22 protein-coding genes and 1 pseudogene are annotated in these 24,004 nt (G+C 67.2%); 11 read left to right on the top strand and 12 right to left on the bottom strand.

The features are described from left to right. Window positions 1-44 precede the first annotated feature (44 nt). Window positions 45-701 (top strand): TetR/AcrR family transcriptional regulator, encoded by a 657-nt coding sequence (locus KXD97_RS27365; RefSeq protein WP_260754016.1) that lies wholly within the window; start codon window positions 45-47, stop codon window positions 699-701. On the opposite strand, the gene KXD97_RS27370 is transcribed toward KXD97_RS27365, so the two are convergent. Then, a complete protein-coding gene (locus KXD97_RS27370) occupies window positions 671-997 on the bottom strand; it encodes a branched-chain amino acid transporter permease (RefSeq protein ID WP_260754017.1) in 327 nt (108 codons plus the stop codon). The genes KXD97_RS27365 and KXD97_RS27370 overlap by 31 nt on opposite strands. Beyond that, window positions 990-1,691 carry an AzlC family ABC transporter permease gene (locus KXD97_RS27375; RefSeq protein ID WP_260754019.1) on the bottom strand — a complete coding sequence of 234 codons (702 nt, stop codon included), beginning with the start codon at window positions 1,689-1,691 and terminating at the stop codon, window positions 990-992. The genes KXD97_RS27370 and KXD97_RS27375 overlap by 8 nt, the downstream gene beginning before the upstream one ends. Before the next feature lie 45 nt (window positions 1,692-1,736). Between KXD97_RS27375 and KXD97_RS27380 the strand changes: the two genes are divergently transcribed. Next, window positions 1,737-2,729 (top strand): alpha/beta fold hydrolase, encoded by a 993-nt coding sequence (locus tag KXD97_RS27380; RefSeq protein WP_260754020.1) that lies wholly within the window; start codon window positions 1,737-1,739, stop codon window positions 2,727-2,729. Here the strand turns inward: KXD97_RS27380 and KXD97_RS27385 are convergent. Continuing rightward, entirely contained in the window at window positions 2,709-5,342 is a 2,634-nt protein-coding gene (locus KXD97_RS27385) for a M4 family metallopeptidase (RefSeq protein WP_260754021.1), read from the bottom strand. The genes KXD97_RS27380 and KXD97_RS27385 overlap by 21 nt on opposite strands. Window positions 5,343-5,482: 140 nt before the next feature. Between KXD97_RS27385 and KXD97_RS27390 the strand changes: the two genes are divergently transcribed. Further along, on the top strand, window positions 5,483-6,454 hold the full coding sequence (locus tag KXD97_RS27390; protein ID WP_260754023.1) for an aldo/keto reductase: 972 nt from the start codon (window positions 5,483-5,485) through the stop codon (window positions 6,452-6,454). A 1-nt stretch (window position 6,455) separates the two neighbouring features. On the opposite strand, the gene KXD97_RS27395 is transcribed toward KXD97_RS27390, so the two are convergent. Both KXD97_RS27395 and KXD97_RS27400 read right to left on the bottom strand, forming a co-directional pair. Further along, the gene (locus tag KXD97_RS27395) at window positions 6,456-8,654 is read right to left on the bottom strand and encodes a molybdopterin-dependent oxidoreductase (RefSeq protein ID WP_260754026.1); all 2,199 of its coding nucleotides are present in this window, start codon (window positions 8,652-8,654) and stop codon (window positions 6,456-6,458) included. A 46-nt stretch (window positions 8,655-8,700) separates the two neighbouring features. Beyond that, on the bottom strand, window positions 8,701-9,360 hold the full coding sequence (locus KXD97_RS27400; RefSeq protein WP_260754027.1) for a TetR/AcrR family transcriptional regulator: 660 nt from the start codon (window positions 9,358-9,360) through the stop codon (window positions 8,701-8,703). 75 nt (window positions 9,361-9,435) lie between these two features. Between KXD97_RS27400 and KXD97_RS27405 the strand changes: the two are divergent. Next, window positions 9,436-10,309: pseudogene (locus tag KXD97_RS27405) on the top strand (IS5 family transposase). 23 nt (window positions 10,310-10,332) lie between these two features. Further along, a complete protein-coding gene (locus KXD97_RS27410) occupies window positions 10,333-11,967 on the top strand; it encodes an alkaline phosphatase D family protein (RefSeq protein WP_260754031.1) in 1,635 nt (544 codons plus the stop codon). 3 nt (window positions 11,968-11,970) lie between these two features. Here the strand turns inward: KXD97_RS27410 and KXD97_RS27415 are convergent, their stop codons facing one another. Then, window positions 11,971-13,419 carry a peptide MFS transporter gene (locus tag KXD97_RS27415; RefSeq protein WP_260754033.1) on the bottom strand — a complete coding sequence of 483 codons (1,449 nt, stop codon included), beginning with the start codon at window positions 13,417-13,419 and terminating at the stop codon, window positions 11,971-11,973. An 18-nt stretch (window positions 13,420-13,437) separates the two neighbouring features. Between KXD97_RS27415 and KXD97_RS27420 the strand changes: the two genes are divergently transcribed. Continuing rightward, window positions 13,438-13,929: a DUF427 domain-containing protein gene (locus KXD97_RS27420; protein WP_260754034.1), complete on the top strand. Its 492-nt coding sequence runs from the start codon at window positions 13,438-13,440 to the stop codon at window positions 13,927-13,929. Window positions 13,930-13,964: 35 nt separating this feature from the next. Here KXD97_RS27420 and KXD97_RS27425 read toward each other — a convergent pair whose 3' ends face one another. Next, window positions 13,965-14,915 (bottom strand): mechanosensitive ion channel family protein, encoded by a 951-nt coding sequence (locus KXD97_RS27425; protein WP_260754035.1) that lies wholly within the window; start codon window positions 14,913-14,915, stop codon window positions 13,965-13,967. A gap of 76 nt (window positions 14,916-14,991) precedes the next feature. Between KXD97_RS27425 and KXD97_RS27430 the strand changes: the two genes are divergently transcribed. Beyond that, on the top strand, window positions 14,992-15,696 hold the full coding sequence (locus tag KXD97_RS27430; protein ID WP_260754037.1) for a proteasome protein: 705 nt from the start codon (window positions 14,992-14,994) through the stop codon (window positions 15,694-15,696). Here KXD97_RS27430 and KXD97_RS27435 read toward each other — a convergent pair. Together KXD97_RS27435 and KXD97_RS27440 are read right to left on the bottom strand one after the other, a co-directional pair. After that, a complete protein-coding gene (locus KXD97_RS27435) occupies window positions 15,684-16,019 on the bottom strand; it encodes an STAS domain-containing protein (protein ID WP_260754038.1) in 336 nt (111 codons plus the stop codon). The two genes, KXD97_RS27430 and KXD97_RS27435, sit on opposite strands and share 13 nt — an antisense overlap. 3 nt (window positions 16,020-16,022) lie before the next feature. Beyond that, on the bottom strand, window positions 16,023-18,521 hold the full coding sequence (locus KXD97_RS27440) for a SpoIIE family protein phosphatase (protein ID WP_260754039.1): 2,499 nt from the start codon (window positions 18,519-18,521) through the stop codon (window positions 16,023-16,025). 302 nt (window positions 18,522-18,823) lie between these two features. On the opposite strand from KXD97_RS27440, the gene KXD97_RS27445 reads away from it, so the two are divergent. Further along, on the top strand, window positions 18,824-19,072 hold the full coding sequence (locus tag KXD97_RS27445) for a hypothetical protein (protein WP_396885529.1): 249 nt from the start codon (window positions 18,824-18,826) through the stop codon (window positions 19,070-19,072). Between the two features lie 57 nt (window positions 19,073-19,129). Then, the gene (locus tag KXD97_RS27450) at window positions 19,130-19,699 is read left to right on the top strand and encodes a DUF2231 domain-containing protein (RefSeq protein WP_260754041.1); all 570 of its coding nucleotides are present in this window, start codon (window positions 19,130-19,132) and stop codon (window positions 19,697-19,699) included. A gap of 77 nt (window positions 19,700-19,776) precedes the next feature. Here KXD97_RS27450 and KXD97_RS27455 read toward each other — a convergent pair whose 3' ends face one another. Further along, the gene (locus KXD97_RS27455) at window positions 19,777-20,235 is read right to left on the bottom strand and encodes a hypothetical protein (RefSeq protein WP_260754042.1); all 459 of its coding nucleotides are present in this window, start codon (window positions 20,233-20,235) and stop codon (window positions 19,777-19,779) included. A gap of 1,138 nt (window positions 20,236-21,373) precedes the next feature. Here KXD97_RS27455 and KXD97_RS27460 point away from each other — a divergent pair. After that, entirely contained in the window at window positions 21,374-21,904 is a 531-nt protein-coding gene (locus KXD97_RS27460) for an ImmA/IrrE family metallo-endopeptidase (protein WP_260754044.1), read from the top strand. Further along, window positions 21,904-22,707 (top strand): hypothetical protein, encoded by an 804-nt coding sequence (locus tag KXD97_RS27465; protein WP_260754046.1) that lies wholly within the window; start codon window positions 21,904-21,906, stop codon window positions 22,705-22,707. The genes KXD97_RS27460 and KXD97_RS27465 overlap by 1 nt, the downstream gene beginning before the upstream one ends. Here KXD97_RS27465 and KXD97_RS27470 read toward each other — a convergent pair. Next, window positions 22,704-23,594, bottom strand: a complete 891-nt coding sequence (locus KXD97_RS27470) for an IS3 family transposase (protein WP_260754047.1) — start codon at window positions 23,592-23,594, stop codon at window positions 22,704-22,706. The genes KXD97_RS27465 and KXD97_RS27470 overlap by 4 nt on opposite strands. Then, window positions 23,591-23,914, bottom strand: coding sequence for a transposase (locus KXD97_RS27475; RefSeq protein WP_396884579.1), 324 nt, complete (start codon window positions 23,912-23,914; stop codon window positions 23,591-23,593). Before KXD97_RS27475 ends, KXD97_RS27470 begins: the two co-directional genes overlap by 4 nt. Window positions 23,915-24,004 lie beyond the last annotated feature (90 nt).

The following is a 24,004-nucleotide window of genomic DNA, read 5'->3' on the forward strand; positions in this document are numbered from 1 at the left end:
CAAAAGCATAGTAGGTTCTACGAAACTTTCGGTATGCTCCTTCCATGAGCAAGGCGGCAGCACCGCAGCGGCGCCCGAACCGACGCGGGCAGGCGACTCGGGCGAACATGCTCGAAGCGGCGCTGAAGTCGCTGGCCTCCGGTGAGCCCGGATCGGTGTCGGCGAACCGCATCGCCAAGGACATCGGCGCGACCTGGGGCGCGGTGCAGTATCAGTTCGGGGATGCTGACGGCTTCTGGGCGGCCGTGCTGCACCGCACCGCTGAGCGCCGGGCCGACGTGTTCGCCGCCGTCGACACGGCCGCCCCGCTGCGTGACCGCGTGGCGAGCATCATCGATACGCTGTATGACGGTCTGGCAGCGCCCGATTCGCGCGCGATCGAGAACCTGCGCGCCGCGCTGCCGCGGGATCCCGCCGAACTGCGGCGGCTGTATCCACAGACCGCCGCCGAACTGCATTCCTGGGGTCGGTCATGGCTCGAGATCTGCCGGAACGCGTTCTCCGGCCTGGGCGTCGATCCCGAGCGGGTGCGCGAGGTCGCCACCCTGATCCCGGGGGCGATGCGCGGGCTGGTGTCCGAGCGTCAACTCGGCTCGTTCGCCGATCTCGACGTCGCCCGTCGCGGATTGACCAATGCGCTGGTCGCCTATCTCCAGTCGACCGACCGACCTCACCCCCACACCGACATCAGCGTCACGTAGCACGCAGTCCCGACCAGGATGCTGAGCAGGGCGTGGCCTCGCCGCAGATGCAGGCCGGCGGTGACAACGACGGCGACGGTAAGCCAGACGAGCTGGGTGAGTGTGTCACCGGCGACCGTGCGCACGGTGTAGATCGCCAGGATCAGCATCACCCCGACCGGCATGTGCACGCTGAGGTACTTGACCACCCGGCTGTGCCGCATCGGGGCCAGCACCGCGAACGGCAGTGCACGCAGGGCCCAGGTCACCGCCGCGCTGACCGCCACCAGCACCGCGATGTAGCGGTTGTCAGGCACGGTCGGCCTTGCGCTGCAATATCATCCGGACCAGCAGCACACCTGCGAACGCGGCGAATGCCGCTATCAGCATCTGTCCGGGCACCGTCAACCACGCGACGATCGCACACGCCGCCGCCACGGCCGCGGTGACGGGATCGGGCCGCTGGCGGTACGCATCGATGCCCAGCACGATGAACAGCGCGGTCAGCGCGAAGTCCAGCCCGACCAGTCTTTCGATCGGCAAGGCTTCGCCGAGCAGACCGCCCAGGGTCGCCCCGGAAACCCACAGCAGGTGAAAACACAACTGCATGAACAGGATGAGCCGCGTGGACCATGTCCGCGCCTCCGGGCTGACCCCGACGGCGTACGCCTCGTCGGACAGCGTGTAGGTGCTGTACATTTTGCCGAGCACACCGCGGACCCGGTGCAGGGGGAACGACAGCGCGTAGAACACGTGCCGGGAGTTCACCACGAACGTCGTCAGCGCCACCGTGGCGATGGGCGCGGCAGTCGCGGCCAGCTGCACCATCAGGAACTCCAGCGACCCCGCATAGATCACCGCCGCGAACACCGGGGCCCACCACCACGCCAGACCGGCATGCACCACCAGGAATCCCAGCGCCATGCCCAGCGGGATGAACGCGAGCCCGACTGGCGCCGACAGCGCCACCACGTTGCGCAATGAATCGCGCGATCCCGGACTGGGCGGCACCGAAAACACCTCCTGGACGACGACCCGGCGTCTAGCTTTTCACGGGTGGACATCTTCACCGAATGGCGGCGCCATGCAACGCGCTTCACCTGGGTCTCCACCACACCGGCCAACGCGGGCGCCGAGGTCGAGGTGTTCAGCCGCCGGTGCGGCACCCCGGGAGCGCCCGCGCTGGTCTGTGTGCACGGCTTCCCCACCTCGGGTATCGACTATCACGCGTTGACCGTCGAGCTCGCCGACGAGTTCGACATCCACATACTGGACTTCCCCGGATACGGCCTGTCCGGCAAGCCGCCATCTCCGTATGTGTATTCGCTGTACGACGACGCGCGGTTGCTGGTTCACGCGATCACCGAGCGGTGGGGCCTCGGCGACTACCGGATGATCACCCATGATCGGGGCAGCAGCGTCGGCATGATCGCGCTGGGCATGCTCGCCGACGCCGGCGCAGCGCCGGCCGACGTGTTCATGACCAACGCCAACGTCTATCTGCCGCTGGCCAACCTGACGGCGTTCCAGGTGGCCCTGCTCGACGACGCCACCGGACGTGCCACAGCTGCGGCGACGACGCCCGAAATGCTCGCCGCCGGCCTGGGAGCGACCACTTTCATGCCCCGACGCTCTCTCCAGGACGACGAGATCGCCGCGCTGGCAAGCTGTTTCGCCGTCAACGACGGAATCGGCGTGCTGCCCGACACCGTGAGGTACCTTCACGAGCGGGCCGCCGACGAGACCGGCTGGCTGGAGCGGCTCTCCACCCTGGACGTCGACACGTCGCTGATCTGGGGCCTGCACGACGGCGTCGCCCCGTTGCGGGTGGCCAACCACGTCTGGCAGCACTATCTGAAGCCGAAGCCCGGCACCAACCGCTACTGGGTGATCCCGGGCGCCGATCACTACGTGCTGTGTGACGCGCCGGGCCAGTTGGCCGATATCATCCGGCTGACCGCGTGCGGCGGCCCGATCGGCCTGCAGACCCTCGGCGACCGTCCCGACGGCGCGGTGCTGGTCGACAGGTCAGACGGCGACAGCCGATGACGTTGCCGCACCGTAGATCTCGACGGTGTCAAAGGCACGGGCGATGGCCGCGAGCTCAGTGTCGGTCAGCCCCTGGCCGCGGGCGCTGCTGAGCACCGCGGCCCGGCCGTCGACGAACCTGGCGGTGCTGCTCAGCCGCCCGAGCGAATGGTAGAACACCTTCGCCCAGGTCTCGTCGGTGACCGCACCGGTGGCCGCGTCGGTCATCATCAGGTAGGCGGCGTGGCTGAAGATCGTGCTGTTGACGTGCTCACCGCGGTCGTCGCCCTCCCCCCGGTACCGCTGGCTGTAGCGGTCCCGGTGCGGCCCGTACACGGTTCCGATCGAGGTCGGATCGGCGAGGTCGCGCACGGCGCCCAGCGCGGAGTCCTCCCCGACGAGCCAGCGGTCCGCCCCGGTCTTGCCCTCGACCAGCACGCCGAAGATATCGCTCAAAGCCTCGTTGAGGGCGCCGGGTTCGTCGAAGTCCAGCACGGGGCCACCGCCGCCGACCACATGGGATGTCACCGCGTGCGCGAACTCGTGGGCCACGACGTCCAGGCCGGCCTGCAGGTATCCGCTGTCGCCGAACGCGAACAACTGCCGGTTGGGGTCCCAGAACGCGTTGGCGTAGCCGGAGGTCGACATCCGCGGGTTGTACCGGATGCTGACCGAGACCAGGGCGCCCTTGCCGTCGAACGACTTTCGCCCGAGTACGTCCTCGAAGTAGTCGTAGACCTGCGCCATGTTGGCGTGCGCCGACACCGCCGAGGCGTCCCACCCAAACAGGCCGCGCTTGACCACCGAACCCGGTAGCTGCGGATTGCCCAACCCGAACAGCGTGTAGGTGGTCCGGTAGGTGGTGATGTTGCGGGGTTTGTCGATCAGCTGGTACGTCCGGAGCCACCACACCTTGCGGGTGTCGATGGTGAAAAGACGCGACTGGCCGAGCCAGTCCTTGGCGAAACTGATCGACGTCGCGGCGTGGGCGTCGGCCGAGGACACGATGACCGCACCGGCCGACGCGCCGTCGGCGTGAATCAGGTAAGTCGTCCCCGACGGCGACAGCTCACCGGTGTCGCGCACCACCACCGCTACCAGCCACACCAGGCTGGAGGTCCCGTCGTCGTCGGTGTAGACGACCAGCTCCTCGGCGAATGCGCTCGCGTTCAGGAACTTTCGGACGGCGCGGGATTCGGCGGCCGCCCCGAGGTGGGCCGCACTCGCGATCAGCCGCACCTCGATGTGCTCGTCGACCGAGGCGTCGGGGGTGATGTCGAAGCCCTCCCCCAGCCCGCGGTAGTAGTTGAACACGCTGGTGACCTCGCCGGCGGCGTTGGTCACCAGGATCACCTCGCTACCGAGAACCTGGACCGGACCCAGCTTCTCAGTGAATCGGTAGAAGTGCTCGGCGGTGTCCCCCTTGCCGACGGTGCTGACGGTGATGGCCCCCGGGGCGGCGAAGCCGGCCGTGGCACCCAGCGCCGGCGCCAGCGAGTTCAACACCGCAGCGGCATCGCCGGCGTTGACCACCAGCGCGTCGGTGAACCGGCCGTCGATCACGCTGACCCCGCCGTCGCGGCCGGGGGTTACCGCCACACCGTCGCGCGCCGTAAGCTCGTCGACACCAAGTCCCGACGGAAATCCTTCTGTCACAGCAGAATTCGCAGCGACGGTGACGGTCACGACGGTGGGCCCGGTGATGCCGAGCAAGCCGAGCAGCCCGTGCACATGGAACGGGTTGCCGGCGGTGTCGTCGATCTTGACGGTGAATCTGTCCGCACGGCCGGCCGCCGACGCGCCCGGTGTGTACGTGAAGCCGCCGGAGGCGTCGAGGACGATCCGACCGTGGACGGGCCCGGTGACGACGGTGTAGGTGAGCACTGCGTCGTCGAAGTCGGTCGCGTTGAGGGCGCCGGTGACTGCGCCGTCGGGACCCGGTCCCGATGTGGTGACGGCGGCAACGGGACGCTGGTTGTTCCAGGTGTACTGGGCTTGGCGCACCGCCAGCCACAGCGATTGCACGAGCGCCGAGACCGGAGTCTGCGGGTCGCGGCCGTCGTCGGCACGGGTGGGCAGTCCGATCCAGGTGAGGACGTCGGTGACGATGGTCTCCACCGTGACGGGCCGCGAAGCAACCGGCGTGCGCAGGTCGGCGGACGCACCGGCACTCCCGGCCACCGCGGAGGACGTCGCGGAGGACGTCGCCTCGGCATCCGCCGTGTCGGTGTCACCGGCCGCGTCGGTCTCGACAGCCTTTTCGGTCTCCTCGGTCTCGTCCGGCTGGTGGCCGGCAGCGTCGTCCGAGCGGGCGACCGGGCGCTGCGACGGCTCGTCGCCGTCGGCGTCCGTGGCATCGACACCGTCGAGATCGTCTGCGATGTCAGGGTCGTGTGCGCCCTCTGCGTCGTCCGGATCCCCTGTGTCGCCCGGATCCTCTGCGTCGTCCGGGTCGGTGTCGGTGCTCTCGTCGGTGTCGGTGCTCTCGTCGTCGCGCGCCGACGGCGAGGCGTTCGAGGACGCAGCCGCCACCGAGTCCGAGGACTCGGCCGGGCTGGCCGTCGCCACCCCTTGACCTGCGGCCATGCCCAAGCCGAGGCCGACCAGCACCACGCCGGAGTACAGACCGCGCACAGAACCGTTCGGTGTTTTCGGGCACCGGTCCACGTTGACCCCCAGCGTTGGCGTAGCGAGCCGAACTTACCATTGCGTCAGCAAACTCTTGGACGTTTCCGACCTCGAACTACCGCCGCGCCGCCAGTACCGTTGCCTCCATGAGGTACCTCGACGTCGACGGAGTGGGGCGGGTCAGCAGGATCGGCCTGGGCACGTGGCAGTTCGGTTCCCGCGAGTGGGGCTACGGCGACGACTACGCGGCGGGCGCCGCCCGGGACATCGTCGCGAGAGCGCTTGAGCTCGGTGTGACGTTGTTCGACACCGCAGAGATCTACGGGTTCGGCAAGAGTGAGCGGATTCTCGGCGAGGCGCTCGGCGCCGAGCGCACCCGGGTGGCGTTGGCCACCAAGGTCTTTCCGGTTGCGCCGTTCCCGGCCGTCGTCAAACAGCGCGCGAGGGCCAGCGCCCGGCGGCTTCAGCTGGATCGCATCCCGCTCTACCAGGTGCATCAACCCAACCCCGTGGTGCCGGACGCGGTGATCATGCCGGGGCTTCGCGACCTCCTCGATGAGGGCGTGATCGGGGCTGCGGGGGTCTCGAACTACGCGCTGGCGCGCTGGCGCAAGGCGGACGCGGCGCTGGGCCGGCCCGTCGTCAGCAACCAGGTTCATTTCTCGCTGGCTCATCCGGACGCCCTTGACGATCTCGTGCCGTTCGCCGAGCAGAACAACCGCATCGTCATCGCGTACAGCCCGCTGGCCCAGGGACTGTTGGGCGGCAAGTACGGCGTGGACAACAGACCCGGCGGCGTGCGCGCCTTCAACCCGTTGTTCGCAACGGAGAACCTGCGCCGAGTCGAGCCGTTGCTGCAGACGCTGCGCGCGGTCGCCTCCGATGTCGGCGCCGAGCCCGCGCAGGTTGCGCTGGCGTGGCTGATCGCACTGCCCGGCGTGGTGGCCATCCCCGGAGCGTCGAGTGTGGAGCAGCTCGAGTTCAACGTCGCCGCGGCTGACATCGAGCTGAGCGGGCAGGCCCGGGACGCGCTGACCGCGGCGGCCCGGGCCTTCACGCCCGCGCCGGCGAGCCGGGCGGTCATCGATCTGGTGAAGGAGAAGTTCGGGCGCAGGTGAGTCAGCCGGCGGGGGCCACCGTGGTGGCGTCGACCGGCTCGATCCGCACCGCGACGCCGTTGAGCACCGACATGCCGGCGAGGCGCTCCAGGTCGGCCGGATCGTTGGACGTCAGCTCGTTGACGTTCGCCCCGCCGGACTGGTTGGCCAGCTGCCAGCCGCCCCTGTGCCCCCAGCCGTGGGGAATCGCGACGGTCCCGGCCGGCACCTCGTCGGTGACGAGCACCTCGGTCTCGATGGCCCCGTCCCGGGAGGTGACCCGCACCCTCGCGCCGTCGGTGAGTCCAGCGGCCGCGGCATCGGCGGGATGGATCCGGGCGCGGTGGCGCCGGTCGCCCTTCATCAGTGTGGGGCAGTTGTGCATCCACGAGTTCAGTGAGCGGATCTCGCGCAGGCCGATCGCCCTCAGCGGGAACGCGGGATCGTCGGGATGGCGGTCACCGAGGCACTCGATTTCATTGAGGATCTCCGCCGGAGCCAGAGCCACCCGGCCGTGCGGATGCTTGACCGCCTCGGCACGGATCCCGGTCGGGGCGACCTCGGACAGCACGATGCCGTGCGGGTTGTCCCGCAGTTTGCGAGGGTTGATTCCGTTGCGGCGCAACCCAAACCGATCACCGTAGGGGCCGATCCGCATCAACAGCTCGACGAGGCGGCGCGGTGTCAGGCGCGCGACGCCGCGCCGGTCCAGCCAACTGAGCACGCCGTTGAAGCGTTCCAGCGGGCCGGTCGCGAACAGTGACAGTCCCATCCGGCGCGCCAGCTCGTCGAACACCTCCCACTCGTTGCGTGCCTGCCCGTACGCAGGCACCACCGGTTCGGTGGCCTGCGCGAACACCGCGGCCGAACAGTTGGCCAGGCTGTAGGGCACGTCGTAGCGTTCCAGGAAGGTGGTGGCGGGCAGGATGTAGTCGGCGTGGCTGTTGGTCTCGTTGACGTAGAGATCCAGCGACACCAGTAGATCGAGCTCGTCGAGCGCCTTCTCGAGCATCGGACCGTTGGGCACGGTCAGCACCGGGTTGCCGGCGGTGACGAACAGCGCCCGCAACTGTCCGTCGCCGGGGGTGATGATCTCCTCGGCCATCAGCGTGGCCGGATAGGTGCTGATCACCTCGGGCAGGCCACCGACGCGGGACCGGGCGGTGTCGTAGCTCATCTTCCCGGCCTTCTCCCCGAGGTCCTCCAACGGCACGACGGCGCGGGCGAACAGCGTCCCGCCGGGACGGTCGAGGTTGCCGGTCACGATGCTCAGCGCGTCGAGCAGGAAACTCACCAGCGTGCCGTGCCTGCCCAGGCATGCGCCGGTGCGCCCGTACGCCGCAGCCGCCCGCGCGGTGGCGAAATCCCTTGCCAGAGTGCGAAGTACGTCCGCGTCGACGCCGGTGCGCGGCCCGGTGACCTCGGGCGGGAAAGCCCGGGCACGTTCGCGCAGTGTCCGCCAATCCGTGGTCTGTGCGTCCAGGGCGGCGGTGTCGGCCAGCCCCTCGTCAAAGATCACGTGCAGCATCGACAACAGCAGCCAGGCGTCCGAATCGGGCCGTACCGCGAGGTGCTCGTGCGCGCGGGCGGTCTCGGTACGGCGCGGGTCGACCACGACGACGCGGCCACCGCGCGCGACGATCGCCGACAGATCGTCTTTCACCCGCGGCGTGCGCACACCGCTGCCATGGGACACCAGCGGATTGGCGCCGAGCATGAACAGGAAGTCGGTGCGCGGCAGATCGGGGAACGGAATCTGGCTGGCCGCGCCGTACAAGAGCTTGCTGGCGACGAAGCGGGAATTGATGTCCTGAGATCCCGACGAGTACTGGTGGTGTCCACCGAGCCGGCTGAGGAAGAAGCCCGACCAGATCCCGGTCGCATAGCCGAACGCGATCGGGTTGCCGAAGTACTGCCCGACCGCGCCCGCCCCGTGCGCGGCGAGGATTCGGCTCAGCCGGGCCGCGATGTCGTCGAGCGCCTCGTCCCAGCCCACCTCGTCGAACGTGCCGTCGGCGCGGCGCCGCAGCGGCGTCAGCACCCGGTCGGGGTCGTTCTGCACCTCGGCGAACGCGATGCCCTTCGGGCACACCCGGCCACGGGACAACGGATGGTCCGGATCCGGCTGCAGGGACTGCAGCCGACCGCCCTCGACGGTGGCGATCAGCCCGCACAGAGCTTCGCAGAGACGGCAATAGGTCACGCGCTGCTCAACCGCCATCGACCCAGATTAATGCAGTCGAATAAATTCCGGGAGGAGTTCGCGGTCAGGAATCGGCGCTGCCCCGCAGTCCCCCGCACGCGAACTCGACCACCTGCTCCACCCACTCCGGGTCGAGCCCGTCCGGGCCGAGCGGACGGCGGTAGGCGGCCAGATCGGCGCCGGCCAACGCCGCGATCATCGAGTACATCGCCAGCGCCGCCCGCTGCTGAACCTTCCGGGTGTGCAGTCCCGGGATCGCGCGGCCCGCCGCGGCGACGAAGAGATCCGGCAGTCCGGGATCGCCGTCGAGGGCCTCGCGCCAGATCGGGTCGTCGTCGAAAGCCAGCTGCGTCATGACCTTCAACCACGACAGGCCGTGCACGGGCTCGGTCTGCAACAACGTCACATGCGGCATCAGCAGAGCTTCGACGACGTCACGCACGCCCACCTCCGCCGGCGCGTCGACGAGCGCGGCCAGGTTGGCGGCGATGGCCGGGGTGATGCGCCAGGAGCGGCGGAAGGCAACCGCGGCGATCAGGTCACGCTTGGCCGGAAAGTGGTACATCACAGAGCGATTCGCGACTCCGGCTTCCCGTGCGATGGCCCGCAGCGACACCGACCCGATCGAGGAGTCGCCGAACATCCGCTCGGCGGTGTCCAGGATCAGCTCGCGGATGTCGACATCCCCACGAGGCCCGCGCCGGCGAACCGTGGTGTCGACCATCCGCACAGGGTAGCGACTACCGCGCCTAGGGCGTGTCTGCTTAATGTGAACGATGTTGTGCCTGATGCTGTTTAAGTGTTACGGACTGATGTGATTTCTGATGACTTGTGGTCGGTGATTGAGCCGGTACTGCCTTCGGGTCGACGGCGCGGGCGGCCGTGGAACGATCATCGGGTGACGCTGGAAGGAATTATCTGGCGTTACCGGACTGGATCTCCGTGGCGCGATCTGCCCGCGCAGTTCGGCGCCTGGCAGTCGGTGGCTGAACGTCACCTGCGGTGGTCCACCGACGGCACCTACGCGCAGATCTTCGCAGCGATCTCCCGTGACATCGATGTCGATGACGCTGACGCTGAGCTGGTCGAACTGCTGCTGGCGGTGGATTCGACCAGCGTGCGTGTACATCAGCATGCCGCTGGTGCCCGCCCTGGTCGCCACACAGGGGGATCTGTCGAATTACAACAAACACCCCGATGAGCCCGATGACCATGCCATCGGCCGTTCACGCGGCGGGCTGACAACGAAGATCCACGCGCTGGCCGATCAACGCTGCAGCGCGGTCACCATGGCACTGTCGCCGGGGCAAGCCGGCGACAACCCGATGCTGTGGCCACTGCTGACTGCCCATCAGGGCCCAAAGTTTCGGCTACTCGCCGATAAGGCGTACTCCCATGACTCGACCCGAGCCCGACTGCGCCAGCTCAAAATCGCCCACACCATTCCCGAGCGCAGCGACCAGATCGCCCGCCGAAAGAGCCGGGGAAGCAAAGGCGGACGGCCACCGGCGTTCTCCGGGCGAATCTATAAGCACCGCAACACCGTCGAGCGATCCTTCAACCGCTTCAAGCACTGGCGAGGTATCGCCACCCGATACGACAAATACGCGCTGAGCTACCTCGGGGGCGTCACCCTAGCTGCGATCATCATCTATCACCGCGTCCGCAATTAACAGACACTACCTAAGCTGGTTCGGTGACTCTCGTTCTCGGCCCGGTGCTGCGGCACGTCGGCGACACCACCGCCCAGGTGTGGGTGCAGACCGACGCTCCGGCTGAGGTGGAAGTTCTCGGGTGCACGGCGCGGACCTTCGAGGTCCAGGGCTTCCACTACGCGCTGGTGCCGGTCCGAAATCTGACCCCGGACTCCACGGTCGAGTACGACGTCCTCGTCGACGGCGTCAAGGTGTGGCCGGAACCGGATTCGAAGTTCCCGCCCAGCGTGATCCGGACCCGTGGGCCGGGCACCGAAGACCGGCTGCGGGTGGTGTTCGGATCCTGCCGCTATCCCAAGACCGGCGAGAAAAAACTGGACGAGAAGCTGGGGATCGATGCGCTGGACTGCTATGCCACCCGGTTGACGGCGACCGACGTCGGCGAATGGCCCGATGCGTTGCTGCTTCTCGGCGACCAGGTGTACGCCGACGAACTCACCCCCGAGGCGCGCCGCAATCTCGCCGGCCACCGCGGCAGGCGGCGCCTCAGCCGGCGCCGCCCACCCGACGAGGTCGTCACCTTCTCCGAGTACGAGGGGCTCTACCGGCACACCTGGGGCGATCCCGAGATCCGCTGGATCCTGTCGACACTGCCGACCGCGATGATCTTCGACGATCACGACATCCGGGACGACTGGAACACCTCGGCGGCGTGGCGGCGCGAGATGAACAAGAAACCGTGGTGGCGCGACCGGATCCGCGCCGGTCTCGGGTCGTACTGGGTGTACCAGCACATCGGCAACCTCAGTCCCGAGCAACTCGACGCCGACGACGACTACCAGAAGGTGACGGCGGCCCACGGGGACTGCTGGTCGCATCTGGTGGAGTTGGCGGACCGCGCCGACAGCGAGGTGGACGGCGACAAGGGGCTGCGGTTCAGCTTCCGCTGGGACCTGGGCCGCAGCCGACTGATCATGGTGGATTCCCGCAATGCCCGCATTCTCGACAGCGGCGACCGGAAGATGTTGGGCGACAGGGAGTTCAGCTGGCTCGAAGATCAGGTGCAGGACAACCTGGGCGAGCTGGACCATCTGCTCATCGGGACATCGCTGCCCTGGCTGCTGCCGCCCGCACTCGGCGACCTGCAGACCATCAACGAGTTCGCCGCCAACCGGGCCGGATGGCGCGGCGCGCTGGCCGAGAAGATCCGCCAGACCGCCGACCTGGAGCACTGGCCGGCGTTCCTGAAGTCGTTCCTGCGGCTGTCGAAGCTGATCCAGGCCGCCGCGTCGCAGCCGTCGCGGGGGCCGGCGACGGTGTCGGTACTCTCCGGCGACGTCCACCACAGCTACGCGGCCCGGGTCGACTTCCCCGAGTCCACCGCCGCCCGGGTGCATCAGCTCGTGTGCTCGCCGGTGCACAACTACGTTCCGGCGCCGGTGAAGCCGGCCTTCAAGATCGCCTGGTCTCAGCGTGCGGCCCGGCTGACCCGCCGCTGGGCCCGTCGCGTCGGCTGCCCCGACCTTCCCATGTCGTGGCGCAACCTCAGCGGACCGCTGTTCGGCAACACCATCGCCAGTTTCGAAGCCGGGAACCGAAGCGCCCACGTGGTTTTCGAGCAACCCGACGATGACGGCGAACTGTCCTCGGTCGCCACGGTGGAGCTCACCGACTGACCGTCAGTGCACTCCTTCCATCTGCCGGCTGATCCACGGCGAGATGGCGAACACGATCACGCCGGCGAGAATCGCCACCCCGCCCAGGACGCCGAAGTAGACGACCTCGCCGGACGGGTCGTAATACCCGGCCAGCACCCCGGACATCGACGTCCCCACACCGACGGAGAAGAAGTACAGCGCCATCATCTGCGCCCGGAACGCCTCCGGCGCGAGCTTGGTGGTGACCGAAAGCCCGATCGGTGACAGCAGCAGTTCCGACACCGCGAACACGCCGAGCACCACCAACACCAGCAGGGCCGGAACGGCGCTGAACCCGGCCAGCGGTACAAAGCACAGGAACGCCAGACCCATGCCGATCACACCGTAGGCGAACTTGCGCGGTGTGGTGGGTGCGCGGCTTCCCAGCCGGGTCCACATCGCCGCGAACAACGGGGACAGCACGATGATCCAGATCGGTTCGATCGACCCGATCCAGTTCGACGGCGCGACCCAGCCGAAGATGGACCAGTTCATCCGCTCGTCGGAGTACACCGCGAGCACGGTGAAGATCTGCTGGAACAGCGACCAGAAGACGGCGTTGGCGATGAACAGCGGGATGAAGGCGCGCACCCGCATCCGTTCCGGGGCGGTGACCTTGTCGCTGCGGAGCATGATCGCGAAGTACACGACCGACGCGACCACGATGACCCCGGTGGTGACCTGAGACAAATTGGCCAGTGCCACCAGTTTCAATGCCACCGCCGCGGCGACGACCGCCAGCACCAGGACGAACACACCGACGGTTCTACCGAGGGCGCTGCGCGGCAACGGATTCGGCACATGCCGTCCGTGCTCTCCGAGGTTGCGCCGGAACACGACGTACTGGATCAGGCCCAGCGCCATGCCGACGGCCGCGGCACCGAACCCGTAGTGGAAACCGAGCCGGGTCTGCAGCAGTCCGGTGATCAGCGGCCCCAGGAAGGCGCCGAGGTTGATGCCGAGATAGAACAGCGTGAACCCGCCGTCGGCGCGGGCATCCCCCTTGTCGTAGAGCGTGCCCAGCAACGAGGACGCATTGGCCTTCAGCGCCCCCGACCCCAGGGCGACCAGCAGCAGGCCGACGCCGACACCGGTCAGTCCGGGAAGGACCGCCAGCGCGATGTGCCCGAGCATCACGATCACACCGCCATAGAACACCGTGCGTTCCATGCCCAGGATCCGGTCGGCGATCCACCCGCCCAGCACGGTCGACAGGTACACCAGACCGCCGTAGGCGCCGACGATGCCGGTGGCGGTGCTCTGCGGCAGACCCAGACCGCCGTCGGTCACCGAGTAGTAGAGGTAGTAGCCGAGAATCGTCAGCATTCCGTAGAAGGAGAACCGCTCCCACAGTTCGACCCCGAACAGATTCGTCAGCCCGATCGGGTGACCGAAGATGGTGCGGGACGCCGCCCGCTCGCTGGTGGCCATACCGCTACTCTCGGCCTTGTGCCCGTTCCCGACAAGCCGCGCCCCGGCCAGGAGTCGGTGTGGGATTACCCGCGGCCGCCCCGGTTGGAGGTCTTTCGCGGTTCGATCACCGTCGAACTGGGAGGTGTGACGGTCGCTGCGACCGATCAGGCGTGGCGGGTATTGGAAACCAGCCATCCGCCCACCTATTACCTGCCGGCAGGCTGCTTCCAGGCCGGGGTACTGCGACCGGCCGAGGGATCGTCGTGGTGCGAATGGAAGGGCGAGGCGAGCTATTTCGATCTGGTGACCGCTGCCGTGTCCGCGGTGCGGGCGGCCTGGGCCTATCGACGGCCGACACGTCCGTTCGCCGCCATCGCCGGAGCCGTCGCGGTGATGCCCGCGCTGGTCGACCGCTGCACCGTCAACGGCGAGACCGTCACGCCGCAACCCGGGGGCTTCTACGGCGGCTGGATCACCAGCTCGATCGCCGGTCCGTTCAAGGGTGTTCCCGGTTCGGCCGGTTGGTGAGACCTGGCGGCGCCGCGTCGGAGGACTGAGCGCGGCTACTCGCCGACGGCGACCTGCGCGCGGCCGCCCGGATAGGGCAGATCAATGCCGTGTTCGTCGTAGGCCCGCAGAATCGCCCGCCGGAGCTTGCGCTGTACCGCCCACTGCGCGTTCGGCCGGACCTTCACCGTCATGCGGAGCCTGATCAGGTCGGGTGAGAGTTCCTGGACACCGAGCATCTCGGGCTCGCCGATCACCTTGCCGGCCAGCGCGGGATCGGCCACGGCGTCGTGGGCCGCCTGAATCGCGACCTGCTCGGCCTGGTCGACGTCGGCGGTCAGGGCCACGGGCACCTCGATCCGAGCGACGGCGTACTCCTGACTCATGTTGCCGACGCGCGCGATCTCGCCGTTACGGACGTACCAGAGCGTGCCGTCGATGTCGCGGACCGTGGTGATACGCAGCCCGACACTCTCCACCTCACCGGTCGCTTCGCCGAGATCGACGGTGTCACCGACGCCGTACTGGTCCTCGAGGAGCATGAACACCCCGGTCACGAAGTCCCGGACCAGATTCTGTGCACCGAAACCGATCGCGAGGCCGACCACGCCGGCCGACGCGATGAACGGCGCGATGTTCACTCCGAGAACATTGAGGATGGCCAGGACCACCCAGACCAGCAGCACGATCGACACCGTCGACTTCAGCACCGACCCGATCGTCTGGGCGCGCTGCTGGCGTCGCGCGACGACCTGCTCATTGCTGGCCGAGGAGGGCACCCGGTCGCGCAGGTAGCGGACCAGCGGCGGAGTCTTGGCCCGCTCGCCGTCACCGGCGGCGGCGCGGTCCTTGCGGGACCTGGCGGTGGTCGCGCGGTCGATCATGCGGTGCACGAGGAAGCGGATGACCAGGGCGACGACGAGGTAGGCGACGATCCTGATCGGCACCTCGATGAGCCAGTGCCTACTGGTGTCCGTCCATTCGAAAGCCAAAAGGGAGACATCCATGTGTTCCCACCATAGGTGACAGCAACAGAAGCACGAACCGGGAGGGGTTCGCCGGCGGCCGTGGCACGATCATGGCGTGACTGTCGTTCTGGCGCTGCGGTGCGCAAACGGGGTAGTGCTGGCGTCGGACTCACAAATCACCGATCCCGGCCGCGGTATGACCTATCCGGCGCAGAAACTGCACGCGCTGGGCACCCACGCCGCGTGGGGCGGCAGCGGGTCCCGCGCGGTGCTCTACGACGTCGAGCAGGTGCTGGCCGACGAGGCAGACTCGGTGCTGGAGGCCAAGAACGTCGGCCATGCGCTGCAGGCCCGGGTGCTGCCGATCTTCAAACACCACTATGCGAGCTTCATCACAGACGTGCCGGGGCAGAAGGCGGGCGGCACCCCGGCGACGTATGTGCTCGCCGCCGGATATGTCGGTGAGACACCGTTCATCATCGACGTGGATCCCAACGGGCTGATCGGGCATCACGAGGAGACCGGATTCCAGTCGATCGGCAGCGGCGCGGCGATGGCCCAGCAGGCTCATGCCCTGCTGACGTCTTTTCAGATGTCCGAACGCGATGTGAACTACGGGGTGGTCGCCGCACTGCGGGTGCTCGATGCGCTCGACGCGTCTTCATCGAGCGTCGGCGGGCCGATGGACGTCTGCCGCATGACTCCCGACGGTGCGCACCACCTGACCCCCGATGAGGTCAATGAGGTTCGCCGGCACGTGGATCGGTGGATCGAGCTCGAACAACGGGCGCTCGACCGGCTTTTCGATCAGTTCGACTGATTCGCGTCGGCCGCCGCGGTCTCGATGGTGATCAGTTCACCGAGCCCACTGATGGCGAACACGGTTCTCAGTAGCGGGTGGACGATGAGGGTGTCGATCTGCTCGGCGTGGGCGGACAACACGCTGATCGCGGCGCTGTCGGCATATTCGACCGCACCGAGGTCGGCGACCAGTGGTGCCCCGGAATCGTCGGCCTCGGCGGTCGCGGTGGCCAACGTCCGCTTCAGGGCGTCGACGTTGCTGAGGTCGATCTCGCCGGACGCGACCACAGCGACGGCGCCGTCGGGCCGTCGGATGATCTCGAGGGTGAGCTCGGTGGGCATCGGTCAGATCCTTGCGTAGAGCCGAACGGTGGTTCCGGCCGGGTCGTGGTCAATTGCGATGTCTTGCATAAGGTTTCGCATCAGCGCGATCCCCCTGCCGCGATGAGCGTCGCGAACGGGCTGCGGGAGTTTCCACGAGCCTGTGTCGGCGATGGTCAACTGCACCCGGTCCACCAGCGCGGTGGCGTGCAGGCTGATCGTGCCGCCCGGACTGTGCCGGTGGCCGTGCTCGATGGCGTTGGCGACCGCTTCCCCTGCGGCGACCAACACCTCCATTACGCGGCCCGGCTCGACGCGGGCGCGGGTCAACCAGCTGCGCAGCGCGGTTCGGGTCGGCGCGAGTTGGCTGGCATCGGCGGGAAAGCTCAGCTGTAGCGGCGCAGGATGGCGGTACAGCAACAACGCGACGTCGTCCTGATAGCCGGTGTCGGGCGCCATGCGCGTCATGATGTGGTCGGCCAGTTCCTCCAGCGAGGCCGTGCGCTGCTCTTCGAGCAGACCCGCGGCCCGGGAGATGCCCTCTTCCAGAAGCACGCGCCGCCGCTCGACCAGTCCGTCGGTGTAGAGCAGCAGGGTGGCGCCCGCCGGTATCGTGATGCGCGCCTCGGGGCGTTGCCACCCGACCCTCAGCCCCAGCGCGATGGTATGCGCCTCTCCGAGGAGCTGCACCGCGCCGTCGGCGTGCACCAGGATCGGCGGCGGATGTCCGGCACTGGAGAAGACGAGTTCCCCGGTGGCCGGGTCGAGCACCACGCACACGGCCGTGGCGCACTGCGCGCCGGGAAGCCGTGCGGCGAAACGGTCCATGCCCGCCAATGCGGCTGCGGGACTGGGATTGTCGAACAGCAGGGCGCGGCAGGCGCTGCGCACCTGGCCCATGACGGTGGCCGCGGGCAGCCCGTGGCCGACGCAGTCGCCGACGATCATCGCGATGCGTCCGTCATCCAGGTCGACGACGTCGTACCAGTCGCCACCGACCTGCAGGGGCCGGCTGGCCGCCTGGTAGCGCACCGCGAAGCCGTGCGGGAGGTCGGCCGGACCGAGGATCGCGTGTTGCAGCGCCAGCGCCGTCTCGCGCTGCTGATCCACCCGGTGCAGGCGTTGCAGCCCCTGGCTGAGGCGGCCCGCCAGCACGGTCAGCAGCGTCTGGTCCTCGAGTGTGAACGGCCGCTCCGCGGCCAGGTCCATCCAGACGACCAGCACACCTTCCGGGTGCTGGATCGCGATACCGGCCGTGCCGGGTTGTGACACGGTGGGCGTCAGCAGGTCACCGTCACGTAAAGCGTGAAGCGCATGATGGGTCGCCGCCGGCAGGTCTGTCCACAGCACGGTCTCTCCCACCGACACCACCTCCGGTGCGGCATCCGGCGCGGGGGCGTGGCTCGGGAAGATGACCGCCAGCACGCGGCGCGCCCGCCAGAGTCTGCGCAGTTCCTCTGTGGCGGCGATCAAGGCGGAGTCGACCGAATCAGCTTGGGAGAGTTCCTGGTTCAGCGCATGCTCACGTCCGGCCGCCAGTGCCAACGCGATGGCCGCGTGGCGGGCGAAATCGCTGACCAGTTCCAGATAGTCGTTGTCGAACGCCGGCTGGTGGGGTCGGCGTGCGACTGCGATCACCCCGAGCACCGCGTCGTCGGCGATCAACGGCATCACGATCGCCGAGCGGTTGCCCACGTCGGTGAACCCCTCGATCGGGTACTGGAACGAGTCGGTGATCAGCGGAAGACCGCGCCGCGCGACACCACCTGTGGTCGAACCTTCCATCGGGACCTGACGGCCGATCACCTCGGAGGCGTAGCGACCCGCCGTCGCCGCGACGATCAGGGTGGCGACCTCGTCGGCGGGCAGGTCGGGCTCCCCCGGCACGAGCAGGATCGCCTGCTCGGCGTCGGCCAGTTCCAGGGCCAGGTTCACGATGAGTTGCAGCGGTCCGGTCTGCGGGTCACCGGACAGCAGTGCGGTGGTGATCTCGCGACTGGCCTTGGTCCATTTCGCCGACTCCCGTTCGCGTTCGAAGAGTCTGGCGTTGTCGATGGCGGCCGCTGCCGCGGTGGCCAACGCGCGGACCGCGCCTTCCTGCGAATCGGTGAACGTACGGCCGGGCCGGTCGTCGACCAGGTAGAGCGCGCCGAAGTCGGCTCCGCGCACCGTGATCGGCATGCCGAGCACGGCGTGCATCGGGAGATCCCGAGATTCCGGGTCCTGGTGCCCGCCGAAATCGTCGACGCGGATCCCCTCACCGACGGTCATTTCGGCCAGCCGGTGCGCGGCGGTCTCCTCCATCCCCTCACAGACAAAGCGCGCCAGGCTGCCGTCGGCGGCGCGAATCCCCAGGGCTCCGTACCGGGCGTCGCAGAGCTCCATGGCCCCGTGGACGATCCGGTGCAGGGTCACATCCAGGTCCAGATCGGCACCGATCGCGACGATGACCCGCACCAGACGCTCCATCTGATCGCGGGCAGCGACGAGTTCGTCGAGATCCGGGACACCGGTTCGCTGCATGGACTCAACCTAGACCTTTATCGCAGTTCTCCGTCACGACACCTTGCCCACGTGTTCCCGTGCCGGCGTCGCGGTACCGGCAAACGGACTCCGAACTGCGCAGTGGCACCTTCGGTGCGGCCAGGCCGCAGGGACACCTCGGCGGCAACTTGTTCGCTTTCTGGATCAGATCGGTCGTTTTCTGCATCGGCGCCCGGACCATTGCCAGCCCGCTCCAGGAGTCCCCCCGCAAACCTCCCGCACGATCGGACCGGATGGCGATCGGCAGGCTACGATGGCTGGCCGTGGGGAAAATCACGGTAATGGTCATCGGGTTTGCTGCTGCGTTCACGCTGATGCCTGCAGCGAACGCCGATCTCGTTTCGGCGCCGCTGCAGCAGGGATCGGAGTGCGACCCCAACTATTCGGGAGCCTGCGTCCCGATCGCGAGCGACGTCGACTGCGCCGGCGGCAGCGGCAACGGCCCCGCCTACGTCTCCGGCCCGGTGACCGTCACCGGTAGCGACATCTACGGGCTGGACCGGGACGGCAACGGAACCGGGTGCGAATAGCGTCCGCTGCGGTTCCGCCCGGCGGCAGCGGGGTACCTCAGCCTCCGAGGAGGCGCCATGAACATTCACTCGATACTGCGTTCCGCAGAATCGGTCAGCGCGGTCGACCGCCCCGCTGACCGCGCTGCCGACACGGTCGAACGACTACTGGGCAATAGACCACTCGCCTCGGCGTTGCGCGGGTCCTGGCTCGGACACCCTGTTCATCCCTTGATGATCTTTCTTCCCCTCGGTTCCTGGACGACCGCGTTGCTGTTCGACGTGGCTTTCAAGGACCACACGACCGCGCGCCGACTGTTGGGGATCGGACTAGTGGCCGCTCCACCCACCGCCCTGGCGGGTTGGGCGGATTTTCCGTTGCTCAATCGCGAACAGCGCCGGGTCGGACTCCTGCACGCGGCGACCAACGGCGCCGCCATCGTGCTGTTCGCGCTGGCGTACCGGGCGCACCGCAAAGAGCGTCACCGCCGCGCCACGGCCGTGACGATGATCGCACTGGCCGTCGTCAGCGTCGGCGGCGCGCTCGGCGGGCACTTGTCGTACGCGCAGGGCGCCGGCGTGCACCGCTTCCAGGCGCCGCATCACGGCACCGATCTTCTCTCCCACGCGCGCGGACGCGCGGCCTGACGGTCGCCGCACGCGCCTGGAGGCCGGACGCGCAGAGCCGCCCCGCCGGCGCGGCGGGGCGGCTCCTTCGCCTGTGATCAAAGTCGGATGAACACGCTCTGCTCGCCGTCCCAGACACCCCAGGCGCTGAGGTCGGAATTCCACACGATCGTCAGGCCGTCGGCCCAGTCGGGCAGCTCAGGCGGCGGCGGGGTGCCTACCGGCGGCAGCACCGGGTTCACGACCCAAGCGGGGATCTCCGGAAGAAAAATCCGGTCCTGTGGCATCGGGCCACCATGTCCCGGAGGCGGCAGGAAGCCCAGACCCGGAGGCAACGGGTTGCCCGGCCCGCCGAAGTTGACCCCCGGCCCGGTGAAGTCCGGTACGGGATTCGGGTTGCCGTGACCCGGACCTTTGTTGTGGCCCGGACCGTTGCCGGAGTGCCCCGGGTTCGGATTCGGCGGGTCGGCCAGTGCAATCCCGGCTCCGAGGCCGAGACCACCCAACCCGAGCATGCCCGCGGTCGCGGCACCTGCGGTGATCTTCTTCATGTCCATCGGTGACCTCCTTGGTTTCTGCGAGACTGCGCACCCCGGGGGCACTGCAGCGCTCGTACGTGCGATGTGCACTCCGGACGTTGCCATCGAGATCGAAAGCAGCGATCCGGCCCCCGTCGCAGAGAACTATGGCCGTCGATCTTGGGTCCTAAACACGTTCGGGCCAACGGGTTTCGTTTCAGCTGCTTGACGGATCGCTGTGGATACCTCCGCGGATGTGAATTTGCTGGCATTCGTCCGATTCGTGTAACGCTCAGCGGTCGGGAATCGATACGGCTTCTACCGCCGGTCGAGGGACCTGAAGACGGCAGGGCGATGTCTCGTTCCCGATGACGTGAGCGATGATGACGTGAGCGATGAGGACACTGGGACTGCTGGGGCTTGGTGGGGCGGGCGGGGCTCGAACCCGCGACCAATGGATTCGTTTTTGGCCGTTCTTAGAGTACGCATTCAAATCCGGGAATTTCCCAGCGGCACATAGGCTTTCCGGCTCCTACGAACCTGGGCGTAACCGAGCGATTCTGGCCGATTCGGGGCGATTCTCGATCATTGTCGGTGAATATTCGATGGCGAAATGTGTCTGGACATAACCCGCAAATCAGAACCAAATCGCTAGGTTCCGGCATTCAGTGCGCTGGCCGGGTCCGGGGCTCGGATGGTCACGACGCCACAGCCTTGCAGCTGAGCGATCAAGGCGTCGAGGTGGCCTGGTGCGATCTGACTCGCCTCGGCATCGAGGGTGGACCGGTCAGACACATCCGCAGAGACTGTTCGATAGCAACGCGTCATCGCATGGGTAATCGGCGGCAGCGCCGCCTGGCTATGCGGCGTCTACATGAAGTTGTTATGCCCCATACCGGGTGGCCAGGCCGGTGTTGTGTGGGCCAAGCAGTGATGACCCGGTGACGCCAGGTAAACCCAGCCGAGGTCTTACCACCACATGTCGGCACCCCGCATTAGGCTCATGTCGCTCAGGTAAGCAGAGTGTCGAGCGCCAGCGCCCGCGCGTCGCACGCTAGTCTGCGCGTACAGGTTAGTGAGTGACCCTGCCATCGGGACCACAAAGGAGCTGGCTGTGCGATGTAACTCGCACTACGGGCTTACCTAGAGTGCGGGATGATGGAGTGGAGGTGACGTGATGACCGTGATGAGCCAGGGTGCCGTGGAGGCCCCCCGTTCCAGGCTGTCGTACGCCGCGATTGCGACGTACGCCCAGCAAATCGCACGCGAACACGGAGTCATTGACACAAACGGCCGCGTCAACGTGCACGAGCTGCTCACGCGGCTAGGCGGTGAGATTGTCGTTGATGACCGCGCCGAGTCGCTCGAGGTGCGCGAGCCGGGTGACTTCACGGTGATCATCCCTACACACACCTCGCAGCTTCGCGACAGGTTCACCATCGCCCACGAGCTCGGGCATTACTTCCTTCACTACCGCGCCCCAGCCAGCCATCGCGTGGGTGGCCCGATCTCAACTTTCACCCGCCTCGGCCGTAATGTCGCCGAGACTCAAGCAAACGTTTTCGCGTCCAACCTCCTGATGCCCGAGGACCACTTCCGGTCGGTCTTCGAGCATCTGGGCCATGACATGTCGCGGGTCGCCCGCCATTTCGAAGTGTCAGTGCCAGCAGCGAAGGTCCGCGCCGAGTACCTCGGCCTTCTCACCTGATGGCGTCAGGCGCCAACCGCGACGGCTCGATTCTGTTCCTCTCCTGCGATCTGCAGAACTCGACCCAATTCAAGCAGAACGGGGAGAACGAATGGATCAAGACGTTCCTTGCGTTCTACACAGAGTTTCCATCGATTCTTTCGGCGGAAGTCGCGAAGTCGTGCCCCAACCTCGGCGGGCGCCTGTCACTATGGAAGGCCGTCGGGGACGAGCTGATCTTCTCGATCCTGATCCAGTCTGAGCAGGAATGCAGTGATGCTGTCGACGCGTGGCTGGCGGCGATGCTCGAGTTCGAATTGCAGCACTTGTTGCCGAAGACACCGATGACTCTGAAGGGTGGGGCGTTCCTGGCCACCGTGCCATCACCCGATCGCCGGGTTGCCATCCCCCGTACCGTTCGCGCGAAGGATGACGAGTCGCAGATCGACGCCGAGGCGGCCAACGAGGCGACATTGAACGCAGCGACTGAGGAACCTTCAGCAGAGTTCGCGATGGACTTCGTCGGTCCGAGCATCGACACCGGATTCCGTTTACTCAAGTACGCGACGCGGAGGTACTTCGTGCTAACGGTCGAGGTCGCTCACCTGCTGTTTAAGCACTACAACGACCAGGACCAGCGCGAACGTCGGGCGCACCTAGTTGGAACGCATCTCCTCAAGGGTGTGTGGGGTGGGAAGCCCTACCCCGTGTTCGCACTCGCGCGGGAACTCGACGAGGTCGCTCCGTCGCTCGCGCTCGCCGCGGCGTTCAACGACAGCACCTTGATCACCGTGGGGTTCCCCAGAAAAAGTGGACGCGGTTAGCTTGCTTCCAGGGTGACACTCATGGTGCGTTCGTAGCTAATTGGTGAGCGCTGACCGATCGCCGAGTGCCTACGTTGATGATTGTAGAATCGCATCCAATTGTCAACTGCTGCAATCAATTCGACTTTCGTCGCGAAAGTGTGCCGGTAGTAGAACTCATGCTTGAACGTCGACCACAGCGATTCGGCACCGGCGTTATCCCAGCAGATCCCAGTGGCACCCATCGAACGGCGCAAACCATGCTCGGCGGCGGCCTCAGCCATGCCGTGCGAGGTGAATTGGGTCCCGCGGTCTGAATGCAGTATGACGCCGTTGGCGTTGCCGCCGCGGGTGAACACTGCCCGATCCACGGCCGTGGTCACCAACTCGGTGCGCATGTGATCATCGACCGCCCAGCCCAGTGCCCGGCGGGAATGTTCGTCGCGGATCGCACACAGAAACATGTCGCCTTCACCGCAGCTCAGGTAGGTGATGTCGGTGGACCACACCGCGTCGATACGGCCCTGGTCAAAGCGGCGACCCACCAGATCCGGCGGGAACGACGCGCACGGATCAACGACCGTGGTGGTCTTGAAGGTGCGCGGACTGACGCCCTCGATGCCCAACTCCGCCATGATCTTGGCGACCGTGTTGTGCGAAACCTGGTCCCCGGCCTCATGCAGATCGGCGGTGATCCGCGGCGACCCGTAGGTGCCGTTGGAGTTCGTGTGATGGGTCAGAATCTTGACTTCCAGGTCCCGGCGACGCTGGACTGCCGGCGTGGGCTCGCTGGCCCGGAGACGGTCGCGATGCTTGTAGTAGCCCGAGGTGGACACACCCAGCAGCTGGGCCATCCTGACGACATCGTGGGAGGCGCACTCCGCGGCCATGAGCTCGAACCGGCTCACTTTAGATGCTTGCCCGCAAAGTACGCCGACGCTTTTTCCAGGAATGCGATGTCCTTGGACTGCTCGGCAACCTTGGCCCGTAGCCGTATCAATTCCGCCCGCTCATCCGGTGAAAGCTGCTGACTGTCACCAGGCTCCGGCACAGTACCGCCGACCGCAGCGGCCATCCGCCGCCGCTCATCAGCCACCCACTTGTGCAGCTGATTCTCATGCAAATCCAACTCACGGGCCACCTCAGCAACCCGCCGATTCCCATCGATCACCCGATGCGCGGCCTCCACCCGATACTCCGGGGTAAACGAACGCCGACGACCAGACATACGAACATCCTTCCACGGGACCACCGTCCCGCTATCTCAGATGTCCACTACTTCTGGGGAACCTCACCGATGAGTATCCGTCGCGCAAGC

Source organism: Mycobacterium sp. SMC-8 (assembly GCF_025263565.1).
In the GTDB taxonomy this organism is placed as follows: Bacteria; Actinomycetota; Actinomycetes; order Mycobacteriales; family Mycobacteriaceae; genus Mycobacterium.